The sequence below is a fragment of the Acetobacter cerevisiae genome (assembly GCF_001580535.1).
GTDB classification, from domain to species: domain Bacteria; phylum Pseudomonadota; class Alphaproteobacteria; order Acetobacterales; family Acetobacteraceae; genus Acetobacter; species Acetobacter cerevisiae.
On record NZ_LHZA01000136.1, the window covers coordinates 1 to 23,874 of the forward strand.

26 protein-coding genes and 1 tRNA gene are annotated in these 23,874 nt (G+C 57.3%); 19 read left to right on the forward strand and 8 right to left on the reverse strand.

All coding sequences use genetic code 11. The features are described 5' to 3' along the window. From AD928_RS06030 to AD928_RS06045, 4 genes are all read left to right on the forward strand, one after another. A partial coding sequence (locus tag AD928_RS06030; RefSeq protein ID WP_209436666.1) for a flavin monoamine oxidase family protein occupies positions 1 to 579 on the forward strand: 579 nt, incomplete at its 5' end. Continuing rightward, positions 579 to 1,013, forward strand: a complete 435-nt coding sequence (locus AD928_RS06035; RefSeq protein ID WP_062142022.1) for a c-type cytochrome — start codon at positions 579 to 581, stop codon at positions 1,011 to 1,013. The genes AD928_RS06030 and AD928_RS06035, both read left to right, overlap by 1 nt. A 1-nt stretch (position 1,014) precedes the next feature. Further along, entirely contained in the window at positions 1,015 to 1,524 is a 510-nt protein-coding gene (locus tag AD928_RS06040; RefSeq protein ID WP_082779771.1) for a RidA family protein, read from the forward strand. A gap of 187 nt (positions 1,525 to 1,711) precedes the next feature. Then, positions 1,712 to 2,521 (forward strand): alpha/beta fold hydrolase, encoded by an 810-nt coding sequence (locus AD928_RS06045; RefSeq protein WP_062249081.1) that lies wholly within the window; start codon positions 1,712 to 1,714, stop codon positions 2,519 to 2,521. Between the two features lie 48 nt (positions 2,522 to 2,569). Here AD928_RS06045 and AD928_RS06050 read toward each other — a convergent pair whose 3' ends face one another. The 7 genes from AD928_RS06050 to AD928_RS06080 all read right to left on the reverse strand — a co-directional run bounded on the left by AD928_RS06050 (position 2,570) and on the right by AD928_RS06080 (position 6,958). After that, a complete protein-coding gene (locus AD928_RS06050) occupies positions 2,570 to 2,854 on the reverse strand; it encodes a hypothetical protein (RefSeq protein WP_062142024.1) in 285 nt (94 codons plus the stop codon). Between the two features lie 16 nt (positions 2,855 to 2,870). Beyond that, positions 2,871 to 4,385 (reverse strand): efflux transporter outer membrane subunit, encoded by a 1,515-nt coding sequence (locus tag AD928_RS06055; protein WP_062249131.1) that lies wholly within the window; start codon positions 4,383 to 4,385, stop codon positions 2,871 to 2,873. A gap of 19 nt (positions 4,386 to 4,404) precedes the next feature. Further along, positions 4,405 to 5,316, reverse strand: a complete 912-nt coding sequence (locus tag AD928_RS06060) for an HlyD family secretion protein (protein WP_025826370.1) — start codon at positions 5,314 to 5,316, stop codon at positions 4,405 to 4,407. Positions 5,317 to 5,344: 28 nt separating this feature from the next. Next, positions 5,345 to 5,539 carry a DUF1656 domain-containing protein gene (locus tag AD928_RS06065; RefSeq protein WP_025826372.1) on the reverse strand — a complete coding sequence of 65 codons (195 nt, stop codon included), beginning with the start codon at positions 5,537 to 5,539 and terminating at the stop codon, positions 5,345 to 5,347. A gap of 22 nt (positions 5,540 to 5,561) precedes the next feature. Continuing rightward, positions 5,562 to 6,056, reverse strand: coding sequence for a MarR family winged helix-turn-helix transcriptional regulator (locus AD928_RS06070; protein WP_061507925.1), 495 nt, complete (start codon positions 6,054 to 6,056; stop codon positions 5,562 to 5,564). Between the two features lie 135 nt (positions 6,057 to 6,191). After that, positions 6,192 to 6,617, reverse strand: coding sequence for a hypothetical protein (locus AD928_RS06075; protein ID WP_062249082.1), 426 nt, complete (start codon positions 6,615 to 6,617; stop codon positions 6,192 to 6,194). 38 nt (positions 6,618 to 6,655) lie between these two features. Further along, positions 6,656 to 6,958 (reverse strand): hypothetical protein, encoded by a 303-nt coding sequence (locus AD928_RS06080; protein ID WP_043551376.1) that lies wholly within the window; start codon positions 6,956 to 6,958, stop codon positions 6,656 to 6,658. 67 nt (positions 6,959 to 7,025) lie between these two features. On the opposite strand from AD928_RS06080, the gene AD928_RS06085 reads away from it, so the two are divergent. From AD928_RS06085 to bfr, 11 genes are all read left to right on the forward strand, one after another. Next, positions 7,026 to 8,147, forward strand: coding sequence for an ABC transporter ATP-binding protein (locus tag AD928_RS06085; protein ID WP_062249085.1), 1,122 nt, complete (start codon positions 7,026 to 7,028; stop codon positions 8,145 to 8,147). A gap of 160 nt (positions 8,148 to 8,307) precedes the next feature. Beyond that, a complete protein-coding gene (locus AD928_RS06090) occupies positions 8,308 to 9,288 on the forward strand; it encodes an extracellular solute-binding protein (protein WP_062249086.1) in 981 nt (326 codons plus the stop codon). After that, the gene (locus AD928_RS06095; protein ID WP_062249088.1) at positions 9,285 to 9,743 is read left to right on the forward strand and encodes a hypothetical protein; all 459 of its coding nucleotides are present in this window, start codon (positions 9,285 to 9,287) and stop codon (positions 9,741 to 9,743) included. The genes AD928_RS06090 and AD928_RS06095 overlap by 4 nt, the downstream gene beginning before the upstream one ends. Before the next feature lie 28 nt (positions 9,744 to 9,771). Beyond that, complete coding sequence (locus tag AD928_RS06100) at positions 9,772 to 10,296, forward strand: YcgN family cysteine cluster protein (protein ID WP_062249133.1); 525 nt, start codon at positions 9,772 to 9,774, stop codon at positions 10,294 to 10,296. Between the two features lie 55 nt (positions 10,297 to 10,351). Continuing rightward, positions 10,352 to 11,059: a M48 family metallopeptidase gene (locus AD928_RS06105; RefSeq protein ID WP_062249090.1), complete on the forward strand. Its 708-nt coding sequence runs from the start codon at positions 10,352 to 10,354 to the stop codon at positions 11,057 to 11,059. Positions 11,060 to 11,166: 107 nt separating this feature from the next. Then, a tRNA-Leu gene (locus tag AD928_RS06110) sits at positions 11,167 to 11,252 on the forward strand. 192 nt (positions 11,253 to 11,444) lie between these two features. After that, complete coding sequence (locus AD928_RS06115) at positions 11,445 to 12,920, forward strand: DUF3375 domain-containing protein (protein WP_062249093.1); 1,476 nt, start codon at positions 11,445 to 11,447, stop codon at positions 12,918 to 12,920. Beyond that, entirely contained in the window at positions 12,917 to 13,675 is a 759-nt protein-coding gene (locus AD928_RS06120) for a DUF4194 domain-containing protein (RefSeq protein ID WP_082779773.1), read from the forward strand. Before AD928_RS06115 ends, AD928_RS06120 begins: the two co-directional genes overlap by 4 nt. Further along, on the forward strand, positions 13,668 to 17,036 hold the full coding sequence (locus AD928_RS06125; RefSeq protein WP_062249095.1) for an ATP-binding protein: 3,369 nt from the start codon (positions 13,668 to 13,670) through the stop codon (positions 17,034 to 17,036). The genes AD928_RS06120 and AD928_RS06125 overlap by 8 nt, the downstream gene beginning before the upstream one ends. 78 nt (positions 17,037 to 17,114) lie before the next feature. Then, positions 17,115 to 17,897: a tetratricopeptide repeat protein gene (locus tag AD928_RS06130; RefSeq protein ID WP_062249097.1), complete on the forward strand. Its 783-nt coding sequence runs from the start codon at positions 17,115 to 17,117 to the stop codon at positions 17,895 to 17,897. 229 nt (positions 17,898 to 18,126) lie between these two features. Beyond that, the gene (bfr, locus tag AD928_RS06135) at positions 18,127 to 18,612 is read left to right on the forward strand and encodes a bacterioferritin (protein WP_179193820.1); all 486 of its coding nucleotides are present in this window, start codon (positions 18,127 to 18,129) and stop codon (positions 18,610 to 18,612) included. Positions 18,613 to 18,662: 50 nt separating this feature from the next. Here bfr and AD928_RS06140 read toward each other — a convergent pair whose 3' ends face one another. After that, positions 18,663 to 19,019, reverse strand: coding sequence for an ArsC family reductase (locus AD928_RS06140; RefSeq protein WP_062249098.1), 357 nt, complete (start codon positions 19,017 to 19,019; stop codon positions 18,663 to 18,665). 61 nt (positions 19,020 to 19,080) lie between these two features. Between AD928_RS06140 and AD928_RS06145 the strand changes: the two genes are divergently transcribed. The 4 genes from AD928_RS06145 to AD928_RS06160 are packed head-to-tail and all read left to right on the forward strand — an operon-like array spanning position 19,081 to position 23,838. Next, positions 19,081 to 19,380, forward strand: coding sequence for a YtcA family lipoprotein (locus AD928_RS06145; RefSeq protein WP_231874864.1), 300 nt, complete (start codon positions 19,081 to 19,083; stop codon positions 19,378 to 19,380). A 3-nt stretch (positions 19,381 to 19,383) separates the two neighbouring features. Further along, positions 19,384 to 20,433 (forward strand): multidrug transporter subunit MdtN, encoded by a 1,050-nt coding sequence (gene mdtN / locus AD928_RS06150; RefSeq protein ID WP_062249102.1) that lies wholly within the window; start codon positions 19,384 to 19,386, stop codon positions 20,431 to 20,433. Further along, positions 20,414 to 22,231 carry an FUSC family protein gene (locus AD928_RS06155; protein ID WP_062249104.1) on the forward strand — a complete coding sequence of 606 codons (1,818 nt, stop codon included), beginning with the start codon at positions 20,414 to 20,416 and terminating at the stop codon, positions 22,229 to 22,231. The genes mdtN and AD928_RS06155 overlap by 20 nt, the downstream gene beginning before the upstream one ends. Next, on the forward strand, positions 22,228 to 23,838 hold the full coding sequence (locus AD928_RS06160) for a TolC family protein (RefSeq protein ID WP_062249106.1): 1,611 nt from the start codon (positions 22,228 to 22,230) through the stop codon (positions 23,836 to 23,838). The genes AD928_RS06155 and AD928_RS06160 overlap by 4 nt, the downstream gene beginning before the upstream one ends. Positions 23,839 to 23,874 lie beyond the last annotated feature (36 nt).

Here is a 23,874-nt window from a genome sequence, read left to right on the forward strand (position 1 = left end):
ATTCCGCTTTCTGTGCTGTCTCAGCTTGATGTGCAGGTTAATGCGGGGATGAAAGCCGCTATTGCCGCCGTGCCCTATGCGTCCTCCGTCAAAATGGGGATGGAGTTCAAGCGCCGCTTCTGGGAGGAAGATGATCAGATTTACGGCGGCATCAGCTTTACCGACCAGGAGATCAGCCAGATTTCCTACCCCAGCAACGGCATTTTCTCAAAAGGTCCCGGCGTTCTGCTGGGAGGCTACATGTTCGGCCCCGCCGCCTACGATTTTGCAGGCATGACGCCGGAAGAACGTATTCAGCGCGCTCTGGATCAGGGGATGGCCATTCATCCTCAGTATCGGAAAGAGTTTTCAAACGGCGTCAGTTTTGCATGGAGCCGCGTACCCTGGACTCTGGGCTGCTGCTCCATGTGGACGGAAGAAGCCCGGAAAACCCATTACAAAACACTGTGCGCCGTGGACAATCGCCTCGTTCTGGCAGGTGAGCATGCCTCTTACGTCGGGTGCTGGCAGGAAGGGGCCATTCTCTCCGCACTGGATGCCGTGACCCGTCTGCACAAACGCGCGCTGGGAGCCGCCTGATGCGTAAATTTCTGCTTGTAACGTCTCTCTGCCTTACCGCAGGCCTTGCCTCCCCTGCCCTCGCCCCGGTTGCAGCCCATGCGGACAGCGCGAGTGCCGTGGCCGGTAAAATGCAGGTTCTGCCGGATGGAGAGGCCATTTATCATCACGTCTGCCAGAGCTGCCATATGCCAGACGGCAAAGGCGCTGTGGGAGCCGGGGCCCAGTTCCCGGCTCTGGCCGGCAACCCCAAACTGAAAAGTGCCGAGTATCCGGCTTATGTGGTGCTGAACGGCTTTGGCGGCATGCCCTGGTTTGCCGGGCTGCTGAATGACCAACAGGTGGCCAATGTCGTCAATTACGTTCGCACACATTTCGGGAACCATTATACTGATGCACTGAAACCAGAAGACGTTTCTGAAATGCGTCCCCATCTGTCAGTAGAGGAAGAATAACGTGCGCCTTTTTAAAAGCCTGATCCCCGCCGCAGCCCTGACGGCTCTGGCTGCCTTCCCTGCTCTGGCGCATGCTGAGGGCGGTGTGATCCGTCATGGTGAGGGGAAATTCCCCATCTCCACCGCTGTGGAAGTCCCCGCCGGGGCCACCACCATTTATCTCAGCGGCATGGGGGCTCCGGTGCAGGACAAAACCGCACCGCCCAAAAGCCTTGAGGCCTATGGCGACACCCGTGCCCAGACCCTCGCCTCCCTCCAGCGCATTGAAGGCGAGCTGAAAAAGCTGAACCTGACCATGGGGGATATCGTGCAGATGCACATCTATATGGTTGCGGACCCGCGCACAAAGCAGCTGGATTTTGATGGCATGATGAAGGCCTACACCCAGTATTTCGGCACGGAAAAGCAGCCCAACCTGCCGGTGCGCTCCGCTTTTGCCGTGGCCCAGCTCGCCAACCCCGGCTGGCTGATTGAAATTGAAGTGACAGCTGTTCGGACGCCTAAGAAATAAGGCCTGTTGTCTGGCAAAGAATTCCCCAGTCCATCGCTTTTCAAACCAAAAGACAAGCGGGGGATCTGGGGAAACAGCATCCCGCCCCACACATTTGCAAGTCTCGTCATACACAGCCATCTAAAAGCGTAGGGCATCTTGTTATAACAAGATGCCCACAACACGCTCTTTTACGAGGCCTGACGATATGACTGAGCATTTAACAAAACGCTGGCAAACCCTACCTGCCACCCCGGCCCCTCTGGCCTCCTTTAAAGGACAGCACGCCCCCATTAACGGATGCTCGCTCTATTATACGGAAGGCGGCACAGGGGACGATGTCATCATCATGCTGCATGGCGGCATGGCGAACTCTGATTACTGGGGCGTACAGGCTGCGTATCTTGCCAAAACGCACCGTATCATCCTCGTGGATAGCCGAGGGCATGGCCGCAGCACGTTAGGGAATAAACCCCTTAGCTACGCCCAGATGGCCGACGATATCATTCACCTGATGAACCATCTGGAAATCCCGAATGCCAGTCTCGTCGGGTGGAGCGATGGCGGTGTGCAGAGCATCATTCTGGCCTCTGAACACCCGGACCGCATCAAACGCATCTTTGCTTATGGGGCGCATATGTCCGCCTCCGGCCTTAATCTGGCCTGTAGCGGAGATAAGGTGGTCAACGCTTTTGTAAAACGCGCAACAGAAGACTACCGCAAGCTTTCCCCGACCCCGGATGAATTTGATGTCTTTTCAAAAACCGTCTGGGGCCTGTGGAAATGGGAGCATGATGCCGAATTTACGGAAGACCGCCTGAACGCTATCCGCTGTCCTGCGTGGATTGTAGACGGGGACCGGGACGAGATGATTCATCGCCCCCATCTGGAATATCTGATGGCGCATATTCCGGACAGTTCTTACATGATCCTGCCGGAGACCAGCCATTTTGCCTTCCTGCAAGCCCCGCTTCTGTTTAACGAAGCTCTGGCTGATTTCCTGTCCGTCAAAGCCTGACGGTCAGGGCGAGAAGGGTTCAGCTCTTATAACGGGCTGAACCTCTTCTTATTTTCCGTCTGTTCTCTCAAGTTCGCCGTCAGCATCATCCGGCAGAAAGAAATCTTCCGGGTCTTCAGGCACAGGCAGAGACAGCAGGAAAAACCCCGCCGCTACCGTGATCGCACCCGTCGCAACGGGCAGCCAGCGCAGGGCTGTCACCAGCGCGGAGTCCTGCGTGCTGCCGTTGACAACAAGCGCCCAGCCACTCACGCACAGCAGCGCAAAACCACCCACAAAACAGGCCACAATCCAGAGCAGCCGACGCACATAAGGAGACGAAGACTTGCTCATGATGTGACCTTTCAGATCATTGCTTGAAGGCCCGCGCTAGCACGTTTTGTGTTTCGAGGGAAACCGGCAGGGTGGAATTGGTCAGCGCCACACCTTTCCAGCCTGCGCCCAATGCCGTGTACAGATTCACAGCATCACGCAGACGTTCCAGACGAGCCAGAGCTTCCATGTTCTGCGCATTCAGGGTGGTGCGCTCGGTTGTCAGCACTTCCAGGAAGCCGACCAGACCAGCACCATACAACCGCCGTGCCCGCTCACTGGCCGTAGCACTGTCTTCTGCCGCTTTATGCAACTGCTCGGCATATTCAATATCATCGTGCCAGGCCGCCATGGCGTCTTCAACTTCTTTGAAGCCGTTCAGCACGGACTGGCGATAGGTCAGACGCGCTGCTTCCGCCGAGGCCTGAGCCGCCCGGACTTCAGACGTCATCTTGCCACCGTGCATCAGCGGCAGGCTCGCCATCATCAGGAACTGCCAGCTCATCGCATTGACCTGAAACAGCTGATACATGGCCGAGGCGTTTGGGTTGAAGGTCAGCGGAATGACAAAGTGCGGATACAGGTTGGCCACAGCCACGCCAATCTGCGCCGTCGCCAGTGCGTACTGCCGTTCTGCCATACGGATATCCGGGCGGTTGGCAATCACGACAGACGGCAGGGTCGCGGGAAATTCCGGCACGGTCGGCAGGGGCCGGGGCACCTTCAGTTCATCTTCCAGAGAACCCGGCATCTGCCCCAGCAGCACGGCAATAGCGTGCGTTACCTGAGAGACACGGGTTTTCAGCGGTTCACGCGCTGCAATCTGCGTATCCAGCTCGGCCTGAGCCTGCGCAATCTGCAGGGTGTTCCCCACGCCTTCCAGATACAGCTTGTTGGTCAGATCCACCGCATTTTTGGCAACGCGGATATTGTCCGTAGCAATTTTGATCTGCAACTGCGTGACGCGCAGCAACATATAGTCAGATGCCAGTTCGGACAGCATCGTCATCAGGAGCGCACGGCGGCCTTCAATGGAGGCTTCCACTGCGCGCTCATGCGCTTCCACATCACGGCGGATACGCCCGAATACGTCCACTTCCCACGTCGCCATTGCGCCATAGGTCAGCATGGAAGCTTCCGGGCGGTTCTGCGGGTTACCGGGACGGATCGGCCAGTTATCAATGTTCAGGGAATACCGCACATCCCCGCCACCGATATTGGCATCCATCTGCGGATACCACTGCGAGGCAGACCGGTCACGAATGGCGCGTTCGGCCAGAATCCGCTGCCCGGCAATCTGGAGATCATAGTTCCCCTTGATCGCCTGCTCGACCAGACCGGTCAGCACCGGGTCCTTGAACGCCGCCCACCACTCGGTCATTTCCTTGTTGGTGCGGTCAATTTCTTCCTGGGTTGCAGGGTGCTCTTCCGCTGCTTCCTTGAACTGGGCCGGCACCTTCATGCGCTCTGCCTGATAGTTCGGCCCGACAGTACAGGCCGAAAGCATCAGGGAAGACGCCATGAAAAGGCCGAGGCGACGATGAACCTTCATCTTATGTTCCATGCCGCTCTCAGAGATGATCTTGCAGCCAGGTGGTCATCTTGCCCCGTCGGCCACGTGGCTCCGGCCCAACGCTGACAGTCGCTGTCATGCCGGCGGCCAGTGTCACGCTGTCCGGCACGTGGTCAAGATGGATACGCACCGGGATACGCTGGGCCAGACGCACCCAGGTAAAGATGGGGTTCACATCCTGCAGGCCCAGCTTGTCGGGGGTACCGTTGGTATCGTTAATACCGCGGGCAATGCTCACCACATGACCGGTCAGGATGGGCTTGTAGCCCATCAGCTTGACGCGGGCTTCGTCACCCACATGCACGCCCCACATCTTGGTTTCTTCAAAGTAGCCGTAAACCCAGTAGGAGTCGGCATCAATCACGGCCAGACGGGCCTGCCCGGAGGATGCGTAATCGCCCACCCGCAGGTTAAGGTTGGTCACGTAACCATTAACCGGGGAATACAGCACGGAACGCTGAAGGTTCAGCTTGGCCACGTCCAGCGCGGCGCGGGCTGCATCCACCGCGGCAATCTGCGTTGCCACATTGGAGTTAAAGACTTCCTGTTCTTCCGCCGAGACAATGCCACCCAGCCCCATACGGCGGCGGGCATCATTGCGCTTGAGCTTCAAATCTTCCAGCGCGCCATCCAGCCGGGCCTGTGCCTCACGGATCGCCAGACGGAAACGTACGGGGTCCAGCACAAACAGCGGGTCACCCTTGTGCACAAACTGGTTATCCACCACCGGGATCTGCACCACAGTGCCCGAGACTTCAGGAGCCACGTCCACAACATATACACGCACACGACCATCACGGGTCCATGGAGCGATCATGTAGACGTTCCAGAGGGTCACCCCCAGCACAATGGCCAGAGAGACAACCGCCAGGGTCAGAATAACTCGTATCAGGGTGCGCAGAAGGGGCATTGCGGAGACTCAAAAGCCTTTTCAGGGGTCAGACGTACAAAATGAGCAGGCAGAGGATACAAACGTAGAGCGAAACTTCGAACAGAGCGATGTGCCAGAACCAGCCCAGCAGGCCGCTCCACCACAGCACGAAACGAACACACATGGTAAGGGGCAGCGCCGCCAGTGCGTAGACGACGATCGGTGCCATGAAGACACCAAAGAGATTGAATTCCGTCAGCATGACGCCATTCTCGTAGCAACTCTCATCGTGCGTGTGCCCGCTCTGACCCGGCCAGATCTTTCTGCCCGGACGCGGCCTGTTCAACCCGGTCAAGAATCCCGCAGCACTGCTCCAGTTCCTGCGGGGTTACATGTTCGGTCAGGCGTGTTGCCACATCGTCTGCCGCATGGCTGACAAGTGCGGCAACTTTCCGGCCTTCTTCCGTAATGCTGACAAGCTTGGAACGGCGGTCTTCCTCATCAATTTCCCGGACAATAAAGCCGCGCTTTTCCAGCACATCCAGCAGCCGCACGAGAGACGGCGCCTCTAGTGAGAGAGAACGGGCCAGATCTGTCTGTCTGACAGGCTGTTCAGAAAAATTGAGATAATAGATGGGCCGCCAGGTTGCGTCCGTCAGGCTGAACCGGCGCAAATCCGCATCAATCTCGCGCCGCCAGATGGCCGCAAGGCGAGCCAGCCGGTGCCCGAAGGACCGGCGGGTTTCGATGCTATTATCAGGATAACGCGGAGGTTCCATTATGTGCCCATACTAGCAAGCATACAAACTGTTCGCACGCTCACAAAATCGTATGGCAATCATTCCCAGAAAAAATCCGCCCCCGCCAATGCAAAATTGGAATGGAACCTATGGGCAAAGGCGGATGGAAAGAAATCAGTTCTTCTTGCGGCGCACTACGTCCCACACCTTGCGGGTGCCGCTGCGGCCCAGAGACCCTGCCACCGTGGCCGTGACTGCGGCCAGTGTGACGGATTCCCTCATTTGTGTCGCACAGCGATTACGGGCGATGCGGGCTTCCACTTCTGCGGTCGTCAGGTAAGAGCGACGGCCAAACAGGATACAGATCAGAGCAAAAATCACATCCAGCGCAAACACGCCGAATGCGGCCGTCACCGGGCCCCAATGGAAGGTAAACAGGAACAGGGCCCACAGGAGTCCATGCCCGGATATCAGGGCAAAAAACCCGAATACCGCGGCGGCAACAAGAAATGCTGCCTGTTTTCCTAACCGGACCGCCATCTGCTGCATGAGATGGGACTGTGCATGCAGGGCGGACCTGCCAAGTTCAAAAATACGCATGGACTCAGGGACTACCTTCGTTCAGATCACGTGAGGCTTCAGCGTGACATCCGACCGAGGATAAAGCCCACAACGCCGGAAATGGCGATGGACACCCATGACGACTGCGCACGCGTCTGCTTGGAAATATCGCTGCGCGCATGATTGGCCAGTTCACGCGCATTGGCAACTGCTTCTTCAGTCAAATCACTGGCTTTACCGCCAGCATTCGTCAGCGCGGGCACCACATGCTTGGTGATCAGCCGTTCCAGATGCGCCTTTACGGCTTCAATTTCATCACGGGCTGTCTCAGCAGCAGACTCACCAGCAGCCTTTACATCCTTGAGTTTATCAGAAGACATGGAACACCCTATTCGCGTTAGATTTATTGACAACACTCTTTTAACTGATCGCTAAGGATAAGGTTGCATGCATACGGCGCATAGCTCGCCCCCGCCGCTAGCCCTTCACAATCTCGCTTTCCTCCCTCCGCTCCCCGGCCTCAGCCTGCGGGTGGAGAAAGGCCAGTGCGTGGCCCTGCTGGGAATCGGCACCGAGCATGAGGACCTGTCGCGCCTGACAGACGTGCTGGCCGGACATGCCCCCAGTTATGGCGGGCAGATCCTGGTTGGCGGGGAAGATGTCACCCATCGCCCGACCGGCTTGCGTGGCCTAGCCACCATCGGGGCCCATGCGCCGCTTTTCCCGCACCTGACACTGGCGGACAACATTCTGTTCCCCCTCCGGGCTTCCGGGCAGGTCTCCGCTACGGAAAGCGAACGCCGCACAACGGAAACACTCTCTCTGGTAGGGCTGGATGGCCGGCGCGCCCTTAAACCCGCGAGCCTCACACCAGAGCAAAATCTGCGGGGCCAGCTGGCGCGCGCCCTCGTCATGCGGCCTGAAGTGCTCGTCCTGAACCGCCCGTTCAGCGCTCTGGACCATACAGCCACGATGCGCGTTATGGCTTTGTTCGAAAAGCTGCAACGCGCGATTGGCCTCAGCACCCTTCTCCTTACACGGGACCGCACAGAAGCCCTGATGGCCGGAGACACCATCGGCATTCTGGAAAACGGCATCCTGCTCCAGCTTGCCACACCGCCCGACTTGCTTAACCGGCCCGCGCATGAGCAGGTCGCCATTACATTTGGTGAAGCCAATGTCCTGACCGGCAAGGTGCTGTATGCAGAAGACGACATGGCCGAACTCCGCCTCCCCACGGGCGAGACGGTGGAGGCCATGGCCGCACCGGGGCTGGAGGAACAGGACCTCGCCAATATCTGCATCGCGCCAGACCGCCTCTCCGTCATGTTCCCGCGCCAGCTCAGCGGACCGCCTGAAGAAAACGACATGGTGCTCTGCACTCTGGTCTCCGCCCGGCATGTGGGTACAGCCATTCACATGCGCTTTCGCATGCAGGATGGTGGGGAAATTATTGCCCATCGCCCCCCTGTTCACACCATGCGAGACCTTGAGCCGGGGCGCGTCGCGCTGCTTGCCTGGCAAACAGCAAACGCCACCGCCTTTCCGATGGACCACAAATCAGGCTAGAATTACCTTTGACTTAAGCAGCAACCGCGTGAGGCTACCCCTGTCCCTTCTTTCGTTTCGCGACGCATCCTTCAAAACGCCCCTTCGCCCCCGTGCGCAGAGGCCCTCTGCCCTGTCAGCCTTCTTTCGGCACGGGCTGACGGCGCTCGTTCTGGCAAGCATGGTGCTGCCTGCTTTTTCGCAGGCTGATGCGCGCTCGATACGCCGGATTCATCGGACCGTGGTGCAGCCGGTACGCATTCTGACGTTTGGGGGGGCTATTACAGCCACCCAGCAGAAAGTGCTGTTCACGCCCTATGCGCAGCTTATCAAGCATCCTCTTGCGCCCTCCTCATGGGATGGAGAGATCGACTCTCTTCGCAAGCAGGAAACCGAGTCTCCTCACCGCTGGGCCGCCGTGATGATGGAAACCAGCTCTCTGCAAATCAGTTGCTCTCTTGGCCTGCTGGTGCGTGACCCGGCTGACCCCTCCCCCAACGGGTGTGGCCAGTCTTCCGCGTCTATTGATTTTGCCATGGCGTGGGACCGTTCCCGCTTTGATACGCCGCCCGACTGGTCGGACTTCTGGGATGTTGCGCGTCACCCGGGCCGCCGGAGCCTGCGCCGCGACCCCCGCACCACACTGGAAATTGCCCTGCTGGCCGATGGCGTCTCTCCTGACGCTCTCTACCGTGTCCTGAACACGCAGGACGGCGTGGAACGGGCCTTCCGTAAGCTCGACCAGTTGCGCCCCTACATTGTCTGGTGGTCCACGCCAGAGGAAGCCGCGCGTATTCTTAAAAGTGGTGGTGCGCTGATGGGCAGCGTGCCCACCGGAGAAATTCTCAGCGCCCCACAGGCTGACCGGGATCGTTTTGGCCTCTACTGGCCGCAGCGCCTGCAGGTTAATTACGCATGGGGCGTGCCAAAAACCTCTGCAGAAGAAAATACGGCGCTGGCCCTAACGGCATGGCTGGAACACCCCACCCAGAAGCAGGCCTTTGCCAATGCTTGGCCGTCTCTGCCATCTCTGGCGGAAATCAATGCAGGCTCTCCGGACAGCCGCCACATACTGCCCCCCATCGCAGTGAATGACACGTTCTGGAGTTCGCATCTCTCAACCCTGTCTGCACGCTTTGAACGTTGGGCCGAAGACCGGTGAGCCTTCCTGCGTCCGGCCTTCTGCCTTTTCTCATCACCCACACACTATTCATGGCTCTGACGGGCATCTGTCTGGCAGTGCTGGTGCTCAGTGTGGCCCTTTCAACGCGGCAGGGCGGTCGACTTTACACGTTGCTCCTGTTGGTTCTGCTGCCCGCCACCGCAGCGGCCCTTACGCTGCCGTTCCTGCTGCCGCTTGACCGCGCAGCTCTGCTTCTTCCCTTTCTTCAGGGTGTGCTGATCGGACCGGCCATTTCGCTCGCACCGCTTCGCCGCCTCAAAGACGCACCATCAACTTGGGGGCGCACGGCGCAGGAACTGGGAGCAACGTCCCTCACCCGTATCCGTTTGCTCTGGCTCCCCCTTCTGGGCCGTCCGCTGGCTGGCAGCATCGGTCTGGCTCTGGCACTCAGCCTGCTGGGTGCTCTGGGAATCAGCAAAGCCCCTCTTTCCTGAAGCCTTCTGCCGGTTTATCCTGCGCGGCATGACTTCCCCCTCATCCACCGCTCCGTTCTGGGAAACCACCCCGCTCCAAGAGATGACCACCGCTGAGTGGGAATCCCTGTGTGATGGCTGTGGCCGTTGCTGTCTGCATAAGCTGCGTGACGAAGATACGGACGAAATTCACTATACGTCCGTCGCCTGCCGCCTGCTGGATGTCTCCGACTGTCGCTGCACGGACTACCCGCACCGCCACAGAAAAGTGCAGGACTGCATCACCCTGACACCGGCAATGGTGTCCGAACTGGACTGGCTTCCGCCCGACTGCGCCTACCGCCGCCTCTCCGAAGGGCGTTCCCTGCCCACATGGCATCCGCTTATTACCGGCAATCCGGAAAGCGTGATTGAAGCCGGGGCCTCTGCCGCAGGCCGGTGCATTAGTGAACGACAGGCCGGCGCACTGGAAGACTATCTCGTCACATGGCCCGGCCAGCCTGCCCAAAAACCTAAAAAACCCAGCGCGCACAAGCGGCCTTCGGTCCGCCACATCCGTGCCGATACGCCCTGAAAAGCCTGTTCCACGTTCTGAGCGGGGTGCTGCCATAGCCCCCCGCACCAACTCTATGCCACCTACGCAGACGCCGGATCTCATTCAACTCGCTCCGGACTGCCACGTGCCCGTCATCTGGAAACCCTCCAGCCGGGCGCGACGGCTCTCCCTCCGGATTGACCCGCGCAGACAGGCCGTGGCGGTCACACTCCCCTCCGGGCTTTCTACTGCACAGGCTGTGCAGTTTCTCAAAATCCAGAAACACTGGATCACAAAACGCCTGACGGCTCTGCAACAGGCCCCCGCCTTCCGGCCGGGCCGCACCATTCCCATTGAGGGAAAGCCGCATACCATTGTGCATCATCCCACTGCGCGTGGCGGCGTCTGGATAGAGGCGGACCAGATTTGTGTGAGCGGTGCTGAAGAGTTTATCAGCAGGCGGATTACAGATTTTTTGAAAAACCATGCTCGCCAGATATTAAGTCAGGAACTCCGCGCGCAGGCCCAGACTTCCGGCTTGCGTCCCACACGGCTTGATATCCGCGATACCTCCAGCCGATGGGGTAGCTGCTCGTCCTCTGGCCGCATCATGCTGTCCTGGCGTCTGGTGATGGCTCCTACTGCCGTCAGACATTATCTGATTGCGCATGAACTGGCCCACTTACGCCACATGAACCATGCTCCAGCATTCTGGACTCTGGTAGACCAGCTCACCCCCCACCGACACCATGCCGAAGCATGGTTGAAACACCACGGCTCAGCCCTGTTAGGCGCACACTAAACACACACACCCGCTATAGAAACGCTTGCCGCCACGGCCCAACATGCTAAAACCCGCCGTAACACAGTAAAACGCCCTGTATGGCTGACAAAAACAGTCCACCTTATGCGAACTTGGCGGAATGGTAGACGCAGGAGACTTAAAATCTCCAGCCCGTAAGGGCGTGCGGGTTCGAGTCCCGCAGTTCGCACCACCAACCATTTGAAATATAACAGCAAAATGAGAATTTGACGGTCTGCGGGATTTTTCCGTTTGTCTTCCCATAATGGGAACTCGTCATGCGCCGCCTTAGAGGCCCGCACTCTTACCTCCCTCGCCTCACTTGCTCTCATCCTGTAACAAGGCCTTTTTGGCATCCGGGGCGGAGCACTAGAGGCGGGCGCAGATGAAGCTTGATTTCACAACTCTCAACAGCATGCGCCAGCATAATCCGGCCTGGCGCCTGTTATGCTCGGACCATGCCCCCCTTATTCTCAGCTTTTTGCATCAGGCCTTCGTACGCCCCAACGTGCGCAGTCTGGAAGCCGAGAGCATGGCGGAAGCGCTGGAGGACACGCTCTATGCTTTGCGCCAGCAGCTGGATGAAAACGCATTTCCCAGAACCGCCCGGGAGTATCTGGAAGACTGGGCGTCTCCCGACAAAGGCTGGCTGAGAAAATTCTATCAGCTCGGCACAGACAACGCCGTGTTCGACATGACCCCGGCTACCGAAAAAGCACTTTCATGGCTGGAGCAGTTGGCAGAGCGCAGCTTTGTCGGCACAGAATCCCGTCTGCGGACCCTGTTCGACCTCCTGCGTCAGATGAATGAAGGCACCCAGAGCGACCCGGACCAGCGCCTTGCCGACCTGCACCAGCGCCGGGATGAAATTGACGCCGAAATTGCCCGCATTCAGAGCGGGGATCTTAGCCTGATGGATGATACCGGCATCAAGGAACGCTTCTCCCAGTTCACCCGCATGGCGCGCGATCTTCTCGCCGACTTCCGTGAAGTAGAACATAATTTTCGCCGTCTGGACCGCGCGGTGCGGGAACGCGTTGCTCTATGGGATGGCACCAAAGGCGCTTTGCTGGATGAAATTCTGGCCCAGCATGATCTGATTAATGAATCCGATCAGGGCCGCAGTTTTCAGGCCTTTTGGAACTTCCTCATGTCCAGCCGCAGACAGGAAGAACTTTCCCAACAGCTGGAACATATTCTCTCCCTGCCCGTCATTGCGGCGCAGAACCCGGACCCACGCCTGCGCCGTATTCATTATGACTGGCTGGAAGCGGGCGACCACACACAGCGCACCGTCGCACAGTTGTCCCACCGCCTGCGTCAGTTTCTGGATGACCAGAGCCGGCAGGAAACCCGGCGCATTATGGAAATCCTGCATAATATCGAGGCCCACGCCATCGCCGCACGCCCGTACTTGTCCGACTGCCCGCCCGATGAGGCGCTGACGGATCTGGACGCCATGGCCGCCTCCCCTGACCTTATTATGGAACGGCCTCTTTATTCGCCCCCGCTCCCCACGATCCTGACGGTTGACCCGCTGCCGGAAGACACGGGGGACGATGTGGACCCCATAGCCCTTTATGAACAGGTCGTGGTGGACCGCGTGCGCCTGACCGAAAACATTCAGCAGGCGCTGGCGGAAGCCCCGCAAATCAGCCTTGCTGCGCTGCTGCGTCGCCACCCGCTGGAACAGGGCCTGTCTGAACTCGTGGCCTATCTTCAGCTCAGCAGTGAGCGCTTTGAGAGCCTCATTGATGAAAAGATAAACGATCATGTAAACTGGGACATTATGACAACGGATGGGTCCATCATAACGCGCCACGCCACCCTGCAACGCGTAATTTTTGTGAGGTCGGCATGAGCCAGACGGTCAATATCCCAGAGGACACAGAGGCTTCGGCTCACGGGCCAGCTTCTCTCTCCACGCTCGCCATTACGCTCTTAAAAAGCGTGATCTACCGGGAGGAAGATGAAGGCTTGTGGGGACATCTGCTCCGCCTTCAAAATCAGGTGCGGGATTATGTCGTCGTTTTGGGGCTGGTTCTGATTATCGACCCCGCCGAGGGCTATGCGTATCTGCGCAGCGCACCGCAGCCGGAAGAGGAAGAAGGCGCATCCCGCATGCTCCGTCTGATTGCGCGGCGTCCGCTCTCCTTCCATGTCAGTCTGCTTTTAGCCCTGCTCCGCCAGCAACTGGTCCGGTTTGATGCCATGGGCGGCGAGACCCGCCTTATCCTCAGCCGCGATGATATCGCCTCCATGCTTCAGACCTTTCTGCCAGAAAGTAGCAATGAAGTCCGGCAACTCGCGCAGATTGAAACCTATATCCGCCGCGTGGCCGAACTTGGCTTTCTGCGCCCCCTCCCCCCCACCAGTGCAGATGCCCCCAACGCCCCGCCTCGCTACGAGGTGCGGCGCATCCTGAAGGCCTATATTGATGCGGAATGGCTGGCGACGCTGGATGAACGGCTGGAAGCCTATCTGGCGCATGCCCGTAGCCTTGAGCAGACGGACCTGCCCCTTACAGGCGTACCCGCCACGCCAGAACAGAACACCACAGCTGAATCGCAGCTTTTTCCTGACCATGCCGATACAGGACTGACCGACCGTGACTGACACCCAGCAAGCCCCGCTCGACTTTGCCGTGGATGATCGTCTGGCCGGGTTCCGTCTGCATCGTCTGGAAGTGCTGAACTGGGGCACGTTTGACAAGCGGATCTGGCGCTTTGACCTCAACGGTCGGAACGCGCTGCTGACCGGTAATATTGGCTCGGGCAAATCCACACTGGTGGATGCCATCACCACCCTGCTCGTTCCCGCACAGCGCATTGTTTATAACAAAGCTGCTGGGGCTGATACGCGTGAGCGCTCCCTGCGCTCCTACGTGACCGGCCATTATAAATCCGAACGCAACGACGCAACCGGTTCCACTAAATCAGTTAGCCTGCGTGACACACAAAGCTACACGGTTATTCTAGGTGTTTTCAAAAACGAAGGGTATCTGCAAACCGTCACACTGGCGCAGGTTTTCTGGATAAAAAAACAGCAGGTGCAGCTTGCACGCTTCTTTGTGTGCGCGGAAAAAGAACTGTCCATTCAGGAGCATTTTACCGGGTTCGGGACGGATATCCTGCAACTGCGTAAAAACCTGCGTGCGCAGGGTGCGGAAGTAGAAGACAGCTTTAACCGCTATGCCGCATGGTTCCGTCGCCGCTTCGGGATTGAAAACGAGCAGGCTTTAGATCTGTTTCTGCAAACTGTTTCCATGAAGTCTGTTGATAATATCACAGACTTTGTTCGGGAAAACATGCTGGCACAGTTTGACGCCACTGAACGCATCCATGCCCTGATTTCTCATTTTGAAGATCTGGATGACTCGCATCAGGCTGTCCTGAAAGCGCAGAAGCAGATCAGCCTGCTCACGCCCTTGACAGAAGACCTCACCGCCCACACGGAAAGTAAAAACCGGCATGACACGCTCAAAGCCTGCCGTCAGGCTTTGCCGGGTTATTTTGCCAGCCAGAAAGCCACCCTGCTTGAGCAGAAAATTGCCAAAGAGCAGGATGTTGCCGCAACCAATCAGCAGCAGCTGACTGAACAGGATGCCGTACGCACCACCAGCAAGCAGCAGCTGGACGAGATCAAGCAAGCTATTTATGCCAACGGGGGCGACAGGCTTGAGCAACTAGCCATCGCCATCCAGCAAGCCGAAAAGACCAGTGAAGACCGGCGCAAAAATGCCGCGCATTACGCAATACTTGTTGAAAAACTAAATGAAAAACCTTCTAACTCTGCTGAAGGCTTTCTGGAGCTTACGCAGCATCTCAGGAAGCAGAAAGGTGAGTGGAAAAAGCAGGATACCTGGCTTGCAAAGGATCTGACCGAGCAGAGCATTCTGTTCCACGAAGAAAAAAACCAGCACGCCGAGATTATCACCGAACTGGACAGCTTGCGGAAACGCCAGAGTAATATTGACGAACGGCAGATCCGCATGCGCGCCATGCTATGTGATGCGCTGGATGTGTCTGCGGAGGATCTGCCGTTTGCCGGGGAACTTATCCGGGTGCGCGATGACGCGCGGGAATGGGAAGGCGCTGCGGAACGTCTGCTGCATAATTTTGCATTATCACTGCTTGTGCCGGACCATCTCTATGCACAGGTGGTGGACTGGGTTGACCGCACGCAGCTAAAAGGGCGTCTGGTTTACTACCACATTCAGCAACACCGCTCAGGTTCCCATGCCGGTCGCCATCCCAATACACTGGCCCAGAAACTGGAAGTCCATCCGGACTCCCCCATGCGGCTCTGGGTGGAAAACGAACTGGCACACCGCTTCAGCTTTACCTGCTGCGAAACTCAGGACGATTTCCGCCGCTCCAGCAAAGCCGTTACCCGGTCTGGTCAGGTCAAGGAACCGGGCGGTCGGCATGAAAAAGATGACCGCCACCGGATTGATGACCGGAGCCGCTATGTTCTGGGCTGGAACAACGCCATCAAGATTGCAGCTCTTGAAGAGCGGCAGCGGGAGCAGGAAGCGCTGATCCAGAAACATGCTGGTGAAATTGCGCAGGCCGAAAATACCCGTAAAATGCTGCAGGAACGCTTTGAAACGCTAACCCGGCTGGAGCGCTACCCCGATTACACCCAGTTGGACTGGCAGAGTGCCGCACAAACAGCAGCTCAACTGACAGCCGAACGGGAAGCTCTAACAGCAACATCCGATGTTCTGCGTGAACTCAAACAGCAGAAAGAGCATGCAGAACAGGCGCTACGGCAGGCTGAAGCGGAGTATATGATCCTGTTTAAAAAGCAGGCACTTCTGGATCAGTCTGTTGAAACTCTTCAGGCCCGCCTGCAACATTGCCAGACGGTTCTGAACGAGTACACGCTTACCCCACAGCATGAGCAGGAACTCACCCAGCTTCAAACACAGTTAAATGGCGCAGACCTTGCCAGCCTTGACGCCTGCGAGGTTGCTGAGACGCAACTGCGAGACCAGCTGGACACACAGATTGACCAGCAACAGCGCACACTGGACTGCCTGCGCGACAGTATTCTGAAGGATATGCGGGAGTTCCGGACAACATATCCGGTCGAAGCGCAGGACATGGACGATCATCTGGATGCCGGCCCTGAGTATTGCGCGTTGCTGGCACAACTCAAAAAAGATGACCTTCCGCGCTTTGTCAGTCGCTTTAAAAACCTTCTGACAGTCAATACAATTAACGAAATTGCCAATTTCAATGCGCATCTGGCGCAGGAACGGGAGATTATCAAGGAACGAATTGCCGTCATCAATACGTCCCTGACCCAGATTGACTATAACCCGGACCGCTACATCCGGCTTGAAGCCCACCAGACGCAGGACGCGGAAATCCGCGATTTTCAGGCCTCCCTCCGTGCCTGCACCGAAAATGCTGTTTCCGGGGATGATACCGAACAGTATTCCGAGCAGCGCTTTTATCTGGTGAAAACCATGATCGAACGCTTCCGCGGGCGTGAAGGCCTTGCGGAACAGGATCGCCGCTGGACGGCAAAAGTCACTGATGTACGCAACTGGTTTTCCTTCGCGGCCAGTGAGCGCTGGCGCGCGAATGAGACCGAGTTCGACCATTATACAGATTCCGGGGGCAAATCTGGCGGCCAGAAGGAAAAGCTGGCCTATACCATTCTGGCTGCCGGCCTGGCGTATCAGTTCGGACTGGAATGGGGCGAAGTACGCTCGCGCTCCTTCCGCTTTGTGGTGATTGATGAAGCCTTTGGCCGTGGGTCTGATGACTCCACCCAATACGGCCTGCGGCTGTTCCAGCAACTCAACATGCAGCTTCTTATTATTACACCTTTACAAAAAATCCATATTATTGAACCTTTTGTTTCAAGTGTGGGCTTTGTGGACAATAAGGATGGAAATTACTCGCGCCTGCGTGTTCTGAGTATAGAGGAGCATTTTGCCAACAAGGTATCCCAATCTGCATAGCCACCCCTCGCTCCCCGCAATTGCCACCCGCCCCCTACTTTGATAATGATAATCCTTCTCAAATAAGGAGTGGAGATCATGTCAGGGCCGGGCGTATGGCAGCAGTTGTTTTCACGGCCACATAAAAACAAAAAGCCTGCCCAGACCCCTTTGCCGGAGCAAATAGACGCCATTCGTCAACGCGCGGAACGGGGCCATCACCTGGATCAGGTTTTATGGGGGAAAGTGCTGCTGAATAGTGCCTATGTCGCGCCTGATCACTCTAAGGCCCTAGTCTGGTTCACTATGGCCGCCAATGCCGGATACGGCCCTGCACACAATATGATAGGCCGGTGCCACCATTTTGGGTGGGGATGCAAGAAGGACCTGCAACAGGCCGCTCACCATTATGAAACTGCTGCCAGCCTCGGCGATGAATGGGGCCGTTATAATCTTGGCATTCTGACCATGCGTGGCCTTGGCATTCCGCGTGACATGAAAAAGGCGCTCGGGCTTTTTACAACAGCGGCACACAACGGGCACGCCAAGTCCATGAACCTTCTGGCACGCTTTTTGGAAGAAGGCTGGGAGACACCTCAGGATAAAGAGGCGGCTTTAGTCTGGTATCGCAAATCCGCTGAAGGCGGTGATTATCGCGGCTGCCATAACTACGCCACAGCTCTGGCTGACGCCGGACATGTGGATGATGCCCTACACTGGTGGCGGCAAGCCCTCCCGGATGCCACGTCAGATATTCTTCTCGCCATGGATCGGGCTTTGACCAGTCTGGGCGAGGCAGGAGATCCCACGCTTTACACAGCCTTGCAGGAACGCCTGCAAACCCTCCCGCCACACACCCAATCAACTTCCGTCACACCCTGACGCGTCTGCCCTCCTCAGGCAGCGCTGCGAGCACTCCTGAGACCACTCACATCTCCGTGACCTGGAAAACATCACTTTTGCAGAAGTATCTGATAAGAAATACCTCTTGTTGATAGTGAGACTTAATTCCTATATTCTATTGATATAAAAGCGTTTTTTATTTGCCTTCTATAAAAGGTTGCGTTACATGCTGGCCCTAAGTTCTCAACTTGAACAGAAAGTCCGCATCATGGTTAAAGACGCAAAAGTTATCGAACATCTGAACACCCAGCTCACAAACGAGCTGACGGCCATCAACCAGTATTTCCTGCATGCCCGCACCCTGCGCCACTGGGGCGTGACCCTGCTGGGCAAGAAGGAATATGAAGAATCCATCGAAGAAATGCGCCACGCCGACTGGCTGATTGAACGCATCCTCTTCCTGGGTGGCCTGCCGAACGTCCAGCGCCTGAACACCATCCTGATTGGTCAGGACGTGAAGGAAATTCTGGAATGCGACCTGAAGCTTGAAGAAAAGGCAATTGGCGACCTGCGTGAAGGCATTGCCTATTGCGAAAGCGTGCGGGATTACGTTTCTCGTGACCTGCTGCTGAAAATCCTGACGAACGAAGAAGAACATGAAGACTTCCTCGATCGCCAGTTCGATCTGATCAAGCAGGTTGGCATTGAGCGCTACATCCACCTGAACTCTGCTGCTGCCCCTGATCAGGACTAATCCTGTTCTCCTCTACCCCCGGCTTTTCTCGCCGGGGGTAGTCGGCGCTCCTAGCGCGCCGCAAATGTCTGAGCGTAAAGTTCCGGCTTAAATCCCACCACAACAGAACCAGCCTCCAGAACGGGTCGTTTGATCATCGATGGCTGAGCCCGCATCAACGCCAGAGCTTTGGTGGCATCCAGATTGGTTTTCTGGTCTTCCGGCAGTTTGCGGAAGGTTGTTCCCGCACGGTTGAGCAGCGTTTCCCACCCCACCACATCCATCCATTTTTTCAGATGCGCGGCGTCAATGCCCTGACTTTTATAGTCATGGAACTGATAGGCCACACCGTGCTCGTCCAGCCACTTCCGGGCCTTACGCATGGTGTCACAACTCTTGATCCCGTAAATCACGACTGGTGTTGTCATCTACCGTCCTCCCATCCTTTCACTATGAGCTTCTTGCCTCTGGCTGAACTGATTGACAGACTTGTCAAAATTATACCACTTTGCAGCCATGCTTCGTTTGTCCATCCGCCCATTTGGCATCAGTTCTGCTCTTCTGCTTGGCGGATGCACAGTACAGGGCGCCCCCTCTTTTTCACTGGTCGGTGCGTATTTTCCAGACTGGATGCTGTGCGGCATGATCGGCATTGCCGCTGCTGTCAGCCTGCGCGTGGTTTTTGTGCTGACTGGCGTTGATGCCATACTGAGCCTGCGCCTGTTTACCTACCTGTCCCTCGGGGTTATCACCGCCTTGCTGACATGGCTCCTCTGGTTTGGACCGTAGAGTATGAAGAAAGTCTCTCTTTCCACAACCAGCCCCATCGGGCTTGCCATTGCTGCGGTTTGCATTCTGGGTGCCATTGGTCTGGGCGTGTACGTCTCGCGTCAGGACAGCGCCTATCCCTCGTCCGATAGTGGCTCCATTGATGCCGAAGTGGTGCATATGGCTTCCACGGTCGGCGGCCGCCTGATTGCATTACCTGTGCACGTGAATCAGGCCGTTAAAAAGGGAGACCTCCTCTACCGTCTTGACCCGGAACCGTACGAACTAGCCGTGCATCAGGCAGAAGCCAATCTGGCCTTGGCAGCCGCGGAAGTGGAAAACCAGAAACGCCTGCTGGCTGTCAAAACTGCCAATGCGGCTGTTGCTGAGGATCAGGCGACCCGTGCGCAGACCAATCATGATCTGGCAGCCCGCACAGTGGAACGCCTTAAACCTTTGGCCGGCCACGCCTATATCCCCTGGCAGCAATATGATCAGGCTCGAGTGGCGTTGAATGATGCCGCCATTTCTCTCTCCCAGAGCCATCAGCAGGCCGATGCCGCGCAGATTGCCATCGGGGATCTGAAAAGCTCTCTTGCCGCCCAGCAGGCTGCACAGGCCATGCTGGATCAGGCCCGTTACGCCCTGCGCCAGACAACCGTCGTCGCCCCGACCGATGGCTACGTCACCAGTCTGCGCGTCAAGGAAGGGGAAATTCTGGCTCCCTCTCAGGTTCTTTTCACACTGATTGCCAATGACGCCTGGTACGCCAGCGCCAATATTCGGGAAATCACCCTGCCGGCCATCACGCCGGGAGACTGTGCAACAGTCTATTCCATGATTGACCGCCGCACGCCCCTGCGCGGCCATGTGGAAAGCATTGGCTGGGGTGTCGCTTCATTAGAGTCCGCCGGTCTCGCCCGGGGGCTGCCATTGGTCCCCCGAGAGATGGACTGGGTGCATGTGGCGCAGCGCTTCCCCGTGCGCATCCGGCTGGACCCGGCGGACCCACGCCTGCTGCGGCTTGGCGCCACAGCCACAGTCGAGATCCGGCATGGCGAAGCCTGCCACTAACAAACCACCACTGACGGCGGCCCGCCTCTGGCAGCTTGTCACGGAGCGTGCGCCCGGCCGGGGCTGCAACGCATTGCGGGTTGCGGCGGCCTGCACCACAACTGTGCTGGTGGGGGAGATCTGGCAAGTGCCGGACATTGCCGTGCCCGCCCTTGTCACCATGGCCCTGTGGCAAAAAGACCGTGTGACCAATGTGCTGGCCGGGCTGGCCGTTAACATCCTGTTTGGCGTCATCATCCTCATGATGTTCGGGCTGATGCACCTGACACTGGACCACCCGATGGGCCTTGTCATCGCTACAGCCGTTTTATCTTTCGGGTTCTTTTTCCTCGGCTCCGCCAGCAAGCTGAAGCCAGTAGCCTACATGCTGGGGCTGGTTGTGGTGTATGCCATGATCGCCATCGGGAATGTGCCCTTTGGAGAACTGGCAACCCGCGCCCTGCTTTATGCCGACCTGTTTATTCTGGTGCCGGGTGCTGTCATGGTGTGCCTAGCCCCCTTTATCTGCCCGTCTCCCAAAACCATTCTGACCCGCACCCTTGCCCACCATCTGCGCCTGAGTGCTGCCCTGCTGCGCAACCCTAAAGATGAGCAGACGCGTGATCAGGCCGAAGCCCTGCTGCGCGACGGGACAAAAGGCATGATGATGTCCCTGAAAATGGCTGGGCTGGAAAAACTATGGCGCAAGCAGGATCTTGCCAGTCTGAAACAGGCTATTCCGCGGAGTGTCGGTGTACTGGCCCTCGCCCATGCTGCTGCGTGTGAGGCAACAAACGCATCTGACACGTACCCTCACGCACCAGAAGCCCTGATTGAAACCCTGCTTGAAATGGCAGATATTTTTCAGAGCGGAGGCTATCCAACCGATATCGGGCAACCTCCTGTGCCTTACACCTCTCCGGCTCTTGCACAGATCGCTGCGTTGCTGCCAGATTTTACGAAACCGATAGAAGACGAGTCCTCCGAAAAAGCCAAAAGCAAACCCTCTTCCTCCGGTTTTTTCGCACCGGATGCCTGGACCAACCCGGAACATGTGCGCTTTGCCGTGAAAGGCACAGCAGCTGTGATGCTCAGCTATTTTATCTTCAAGATTCTGAACTGGGACGGCATCCACACCTGCATCATCACCTGTTTTATTGTCGCACTCCCCACCATGGGAGAAATGATTTCCAAGCTGACCCTGCGTATCAGCGGAGCTCTGGTTGGGGGCGCACTGGGCATCCTCTCCATCATTTTCATCATGCCGCATCTGACCAATATCGCCGCCTTTCTGGCGCTGATTTTTGCAGGCTCTCTCCTTGCTGCATGGGTTAAATCGGGGGATGAACGGATTGCCTATGCAGGCTTCCAGATTGGTCTGGCTTTTTTCCTGTCAGACCTGAAGGGCTATGGCCCGACATCGGACATGACAACAGCGCGAGACCGCATTATCGGCATTCTCCTTGGAAACTTCATCACCTATGCCGTTTTTACCAGCTTCTGGCCATCCAGTGCTTATGATAAAATCCGGGATAAAGTTTCCGCCACTCTGAAGGCGTTGCAGGCGCAGTTCAATGCTTCCTCTGTGCAGGATGAACTGCAACAGGCCGCCGCCGTGCAAAGTGCGCTGGCACAGGCTGAACGTATGATTGAATTTGCCAGCGTTGAGCCCATCCATTTGTGCGCCAACATGGATGAACTCGCCAGCTATCAGGCCATCACCAGCCAGATTTCCTGCCTGACAGAAGACGGTCTGATCCCCGCACGGCGCCCCGCTGCGTCTGCCCAACTCGCCTCTCTGGACAAGGTGGTGTCATGACCCGCTTCTTCCTCCGCTCAGTTCGCCTGACCACAAGCCTGCTTTTTCTGCTGGGAGGTTGCGCAACGGAAGCTCTGAACAGCGCAACGGATCGGCCAGATGCACCATGGCAGCCCAATGTGTCCGACAAAGACGAACTGCTGCCGGGCAAAAACAAACACGCGCTTGCTCTGCCTGCGGGTTACACACTGCCTGCCAACGAAACCATTGCCCCGCGCCCGGCAGATGCGGATGTCAGCACAACGCACACCTATTCCCTGCCGGAACTGATTGATCTTGCGCAGTCGGCCAACCCCACTACCCGGCAGGCGTGGAACACTGCGCGCGATGCCGCTCTGGCGGTGGGCATTACCCGCACAGCTTATTTGCCGCATTTAAGTGCGACTGTGGTGGGCGGTTATACGCACCAACACAACAACGGCAACAATCCTACCCTGAGCAATGCCGGGGATATCGGAAACGTTATCAATAACGGGATCAATCAGGCGGAATCCCTTGGAGACGGCGTCCGCAATCGCAATTCCGGACATGGCGAAGTGCAGACGCTCAGCATGCAGTGGCTGCTGTTTGACTTTGGGAAGCGGGAGGCCGTGGTCAACGCCGCCAAACAAACGCAGCTCGCCACCAATATTCTGTTTACGGCGGCGCATCAGAAAATCATCTACGCAGTGGCACTGGCTTTTTATACCCATGCCGCTGCAGCGGCCCGTGTCACACTGGTTCAGCAGGCTCTGGAAAATGCCAGAAAAGTGCAGGCTGCGGCTGAAATGCGCCTTAAACAAGGGCAAGGCACCATTGTGGATGTGACACAAGCCCAGCAGATGACGGCACAGGCAGAACTCCGGCTTGTGCAGGCCCAGAATACCGCAGAAAATACCTATCTGGACCTGATGACCGCCATGGGGATTTCCCCTAATACACGCCTGCAAACACAGGATATTTCAAACCGCCCGCTGACAATGGCCGACATGCGTCTGACAGATGATATGGTCCGACAGGCCGTCGCGCAGCGCCCGGATGTTCTGGCAGCCTATGCTGCGGCAAAAGCCTCACAAAGCAATATTGCCGCTGCAAAAGCCGAGTTTCTTCCAAAGGTTTTCCTATCCGGCAACGTTGCCTACACCACCGGCCATCTGGCGCTGTCTTCCGTGCCCGGCATTGGTGCAGATTCCAACCCAACTCTGAACCTGTCGACCAACAATTTCAGCAGCCTTATTCTGGGTGGCATTACCGTGCCGGTGTTTGATGGTGGCATGCGGGCTGCGATGTTGCGGCAGGCCAAAAATCAGGCAGATAGTGCTCAGACCCTTCTGCGTAAAACTGTTGATGAGTCCGTAAAACAGATTGTCATGGCAGAAAACAGCCTGCATGGCAGCCTGAGCGCCTACACAGCAGCAAGCCGCCTGCAAACCGCAGCGCAAACCAGCTTTAACGCTGCCTTTGCCGCTTATCGGAGCGGGGTCGGATCCATCACGCAGGCCACGCTGGCACAAACAGGTCTGCTGGATGCGCAGCTTGGCCATTCAGACACCTATTATGCCGCCCTGATTGCAGCTGCCAGTCTGGCCTTTGCAACCGGCGCTCTGGGCGATGCACCGCAGAACTAACACCCTCCTCCTCTTCACACACAACCCGCCCATGGT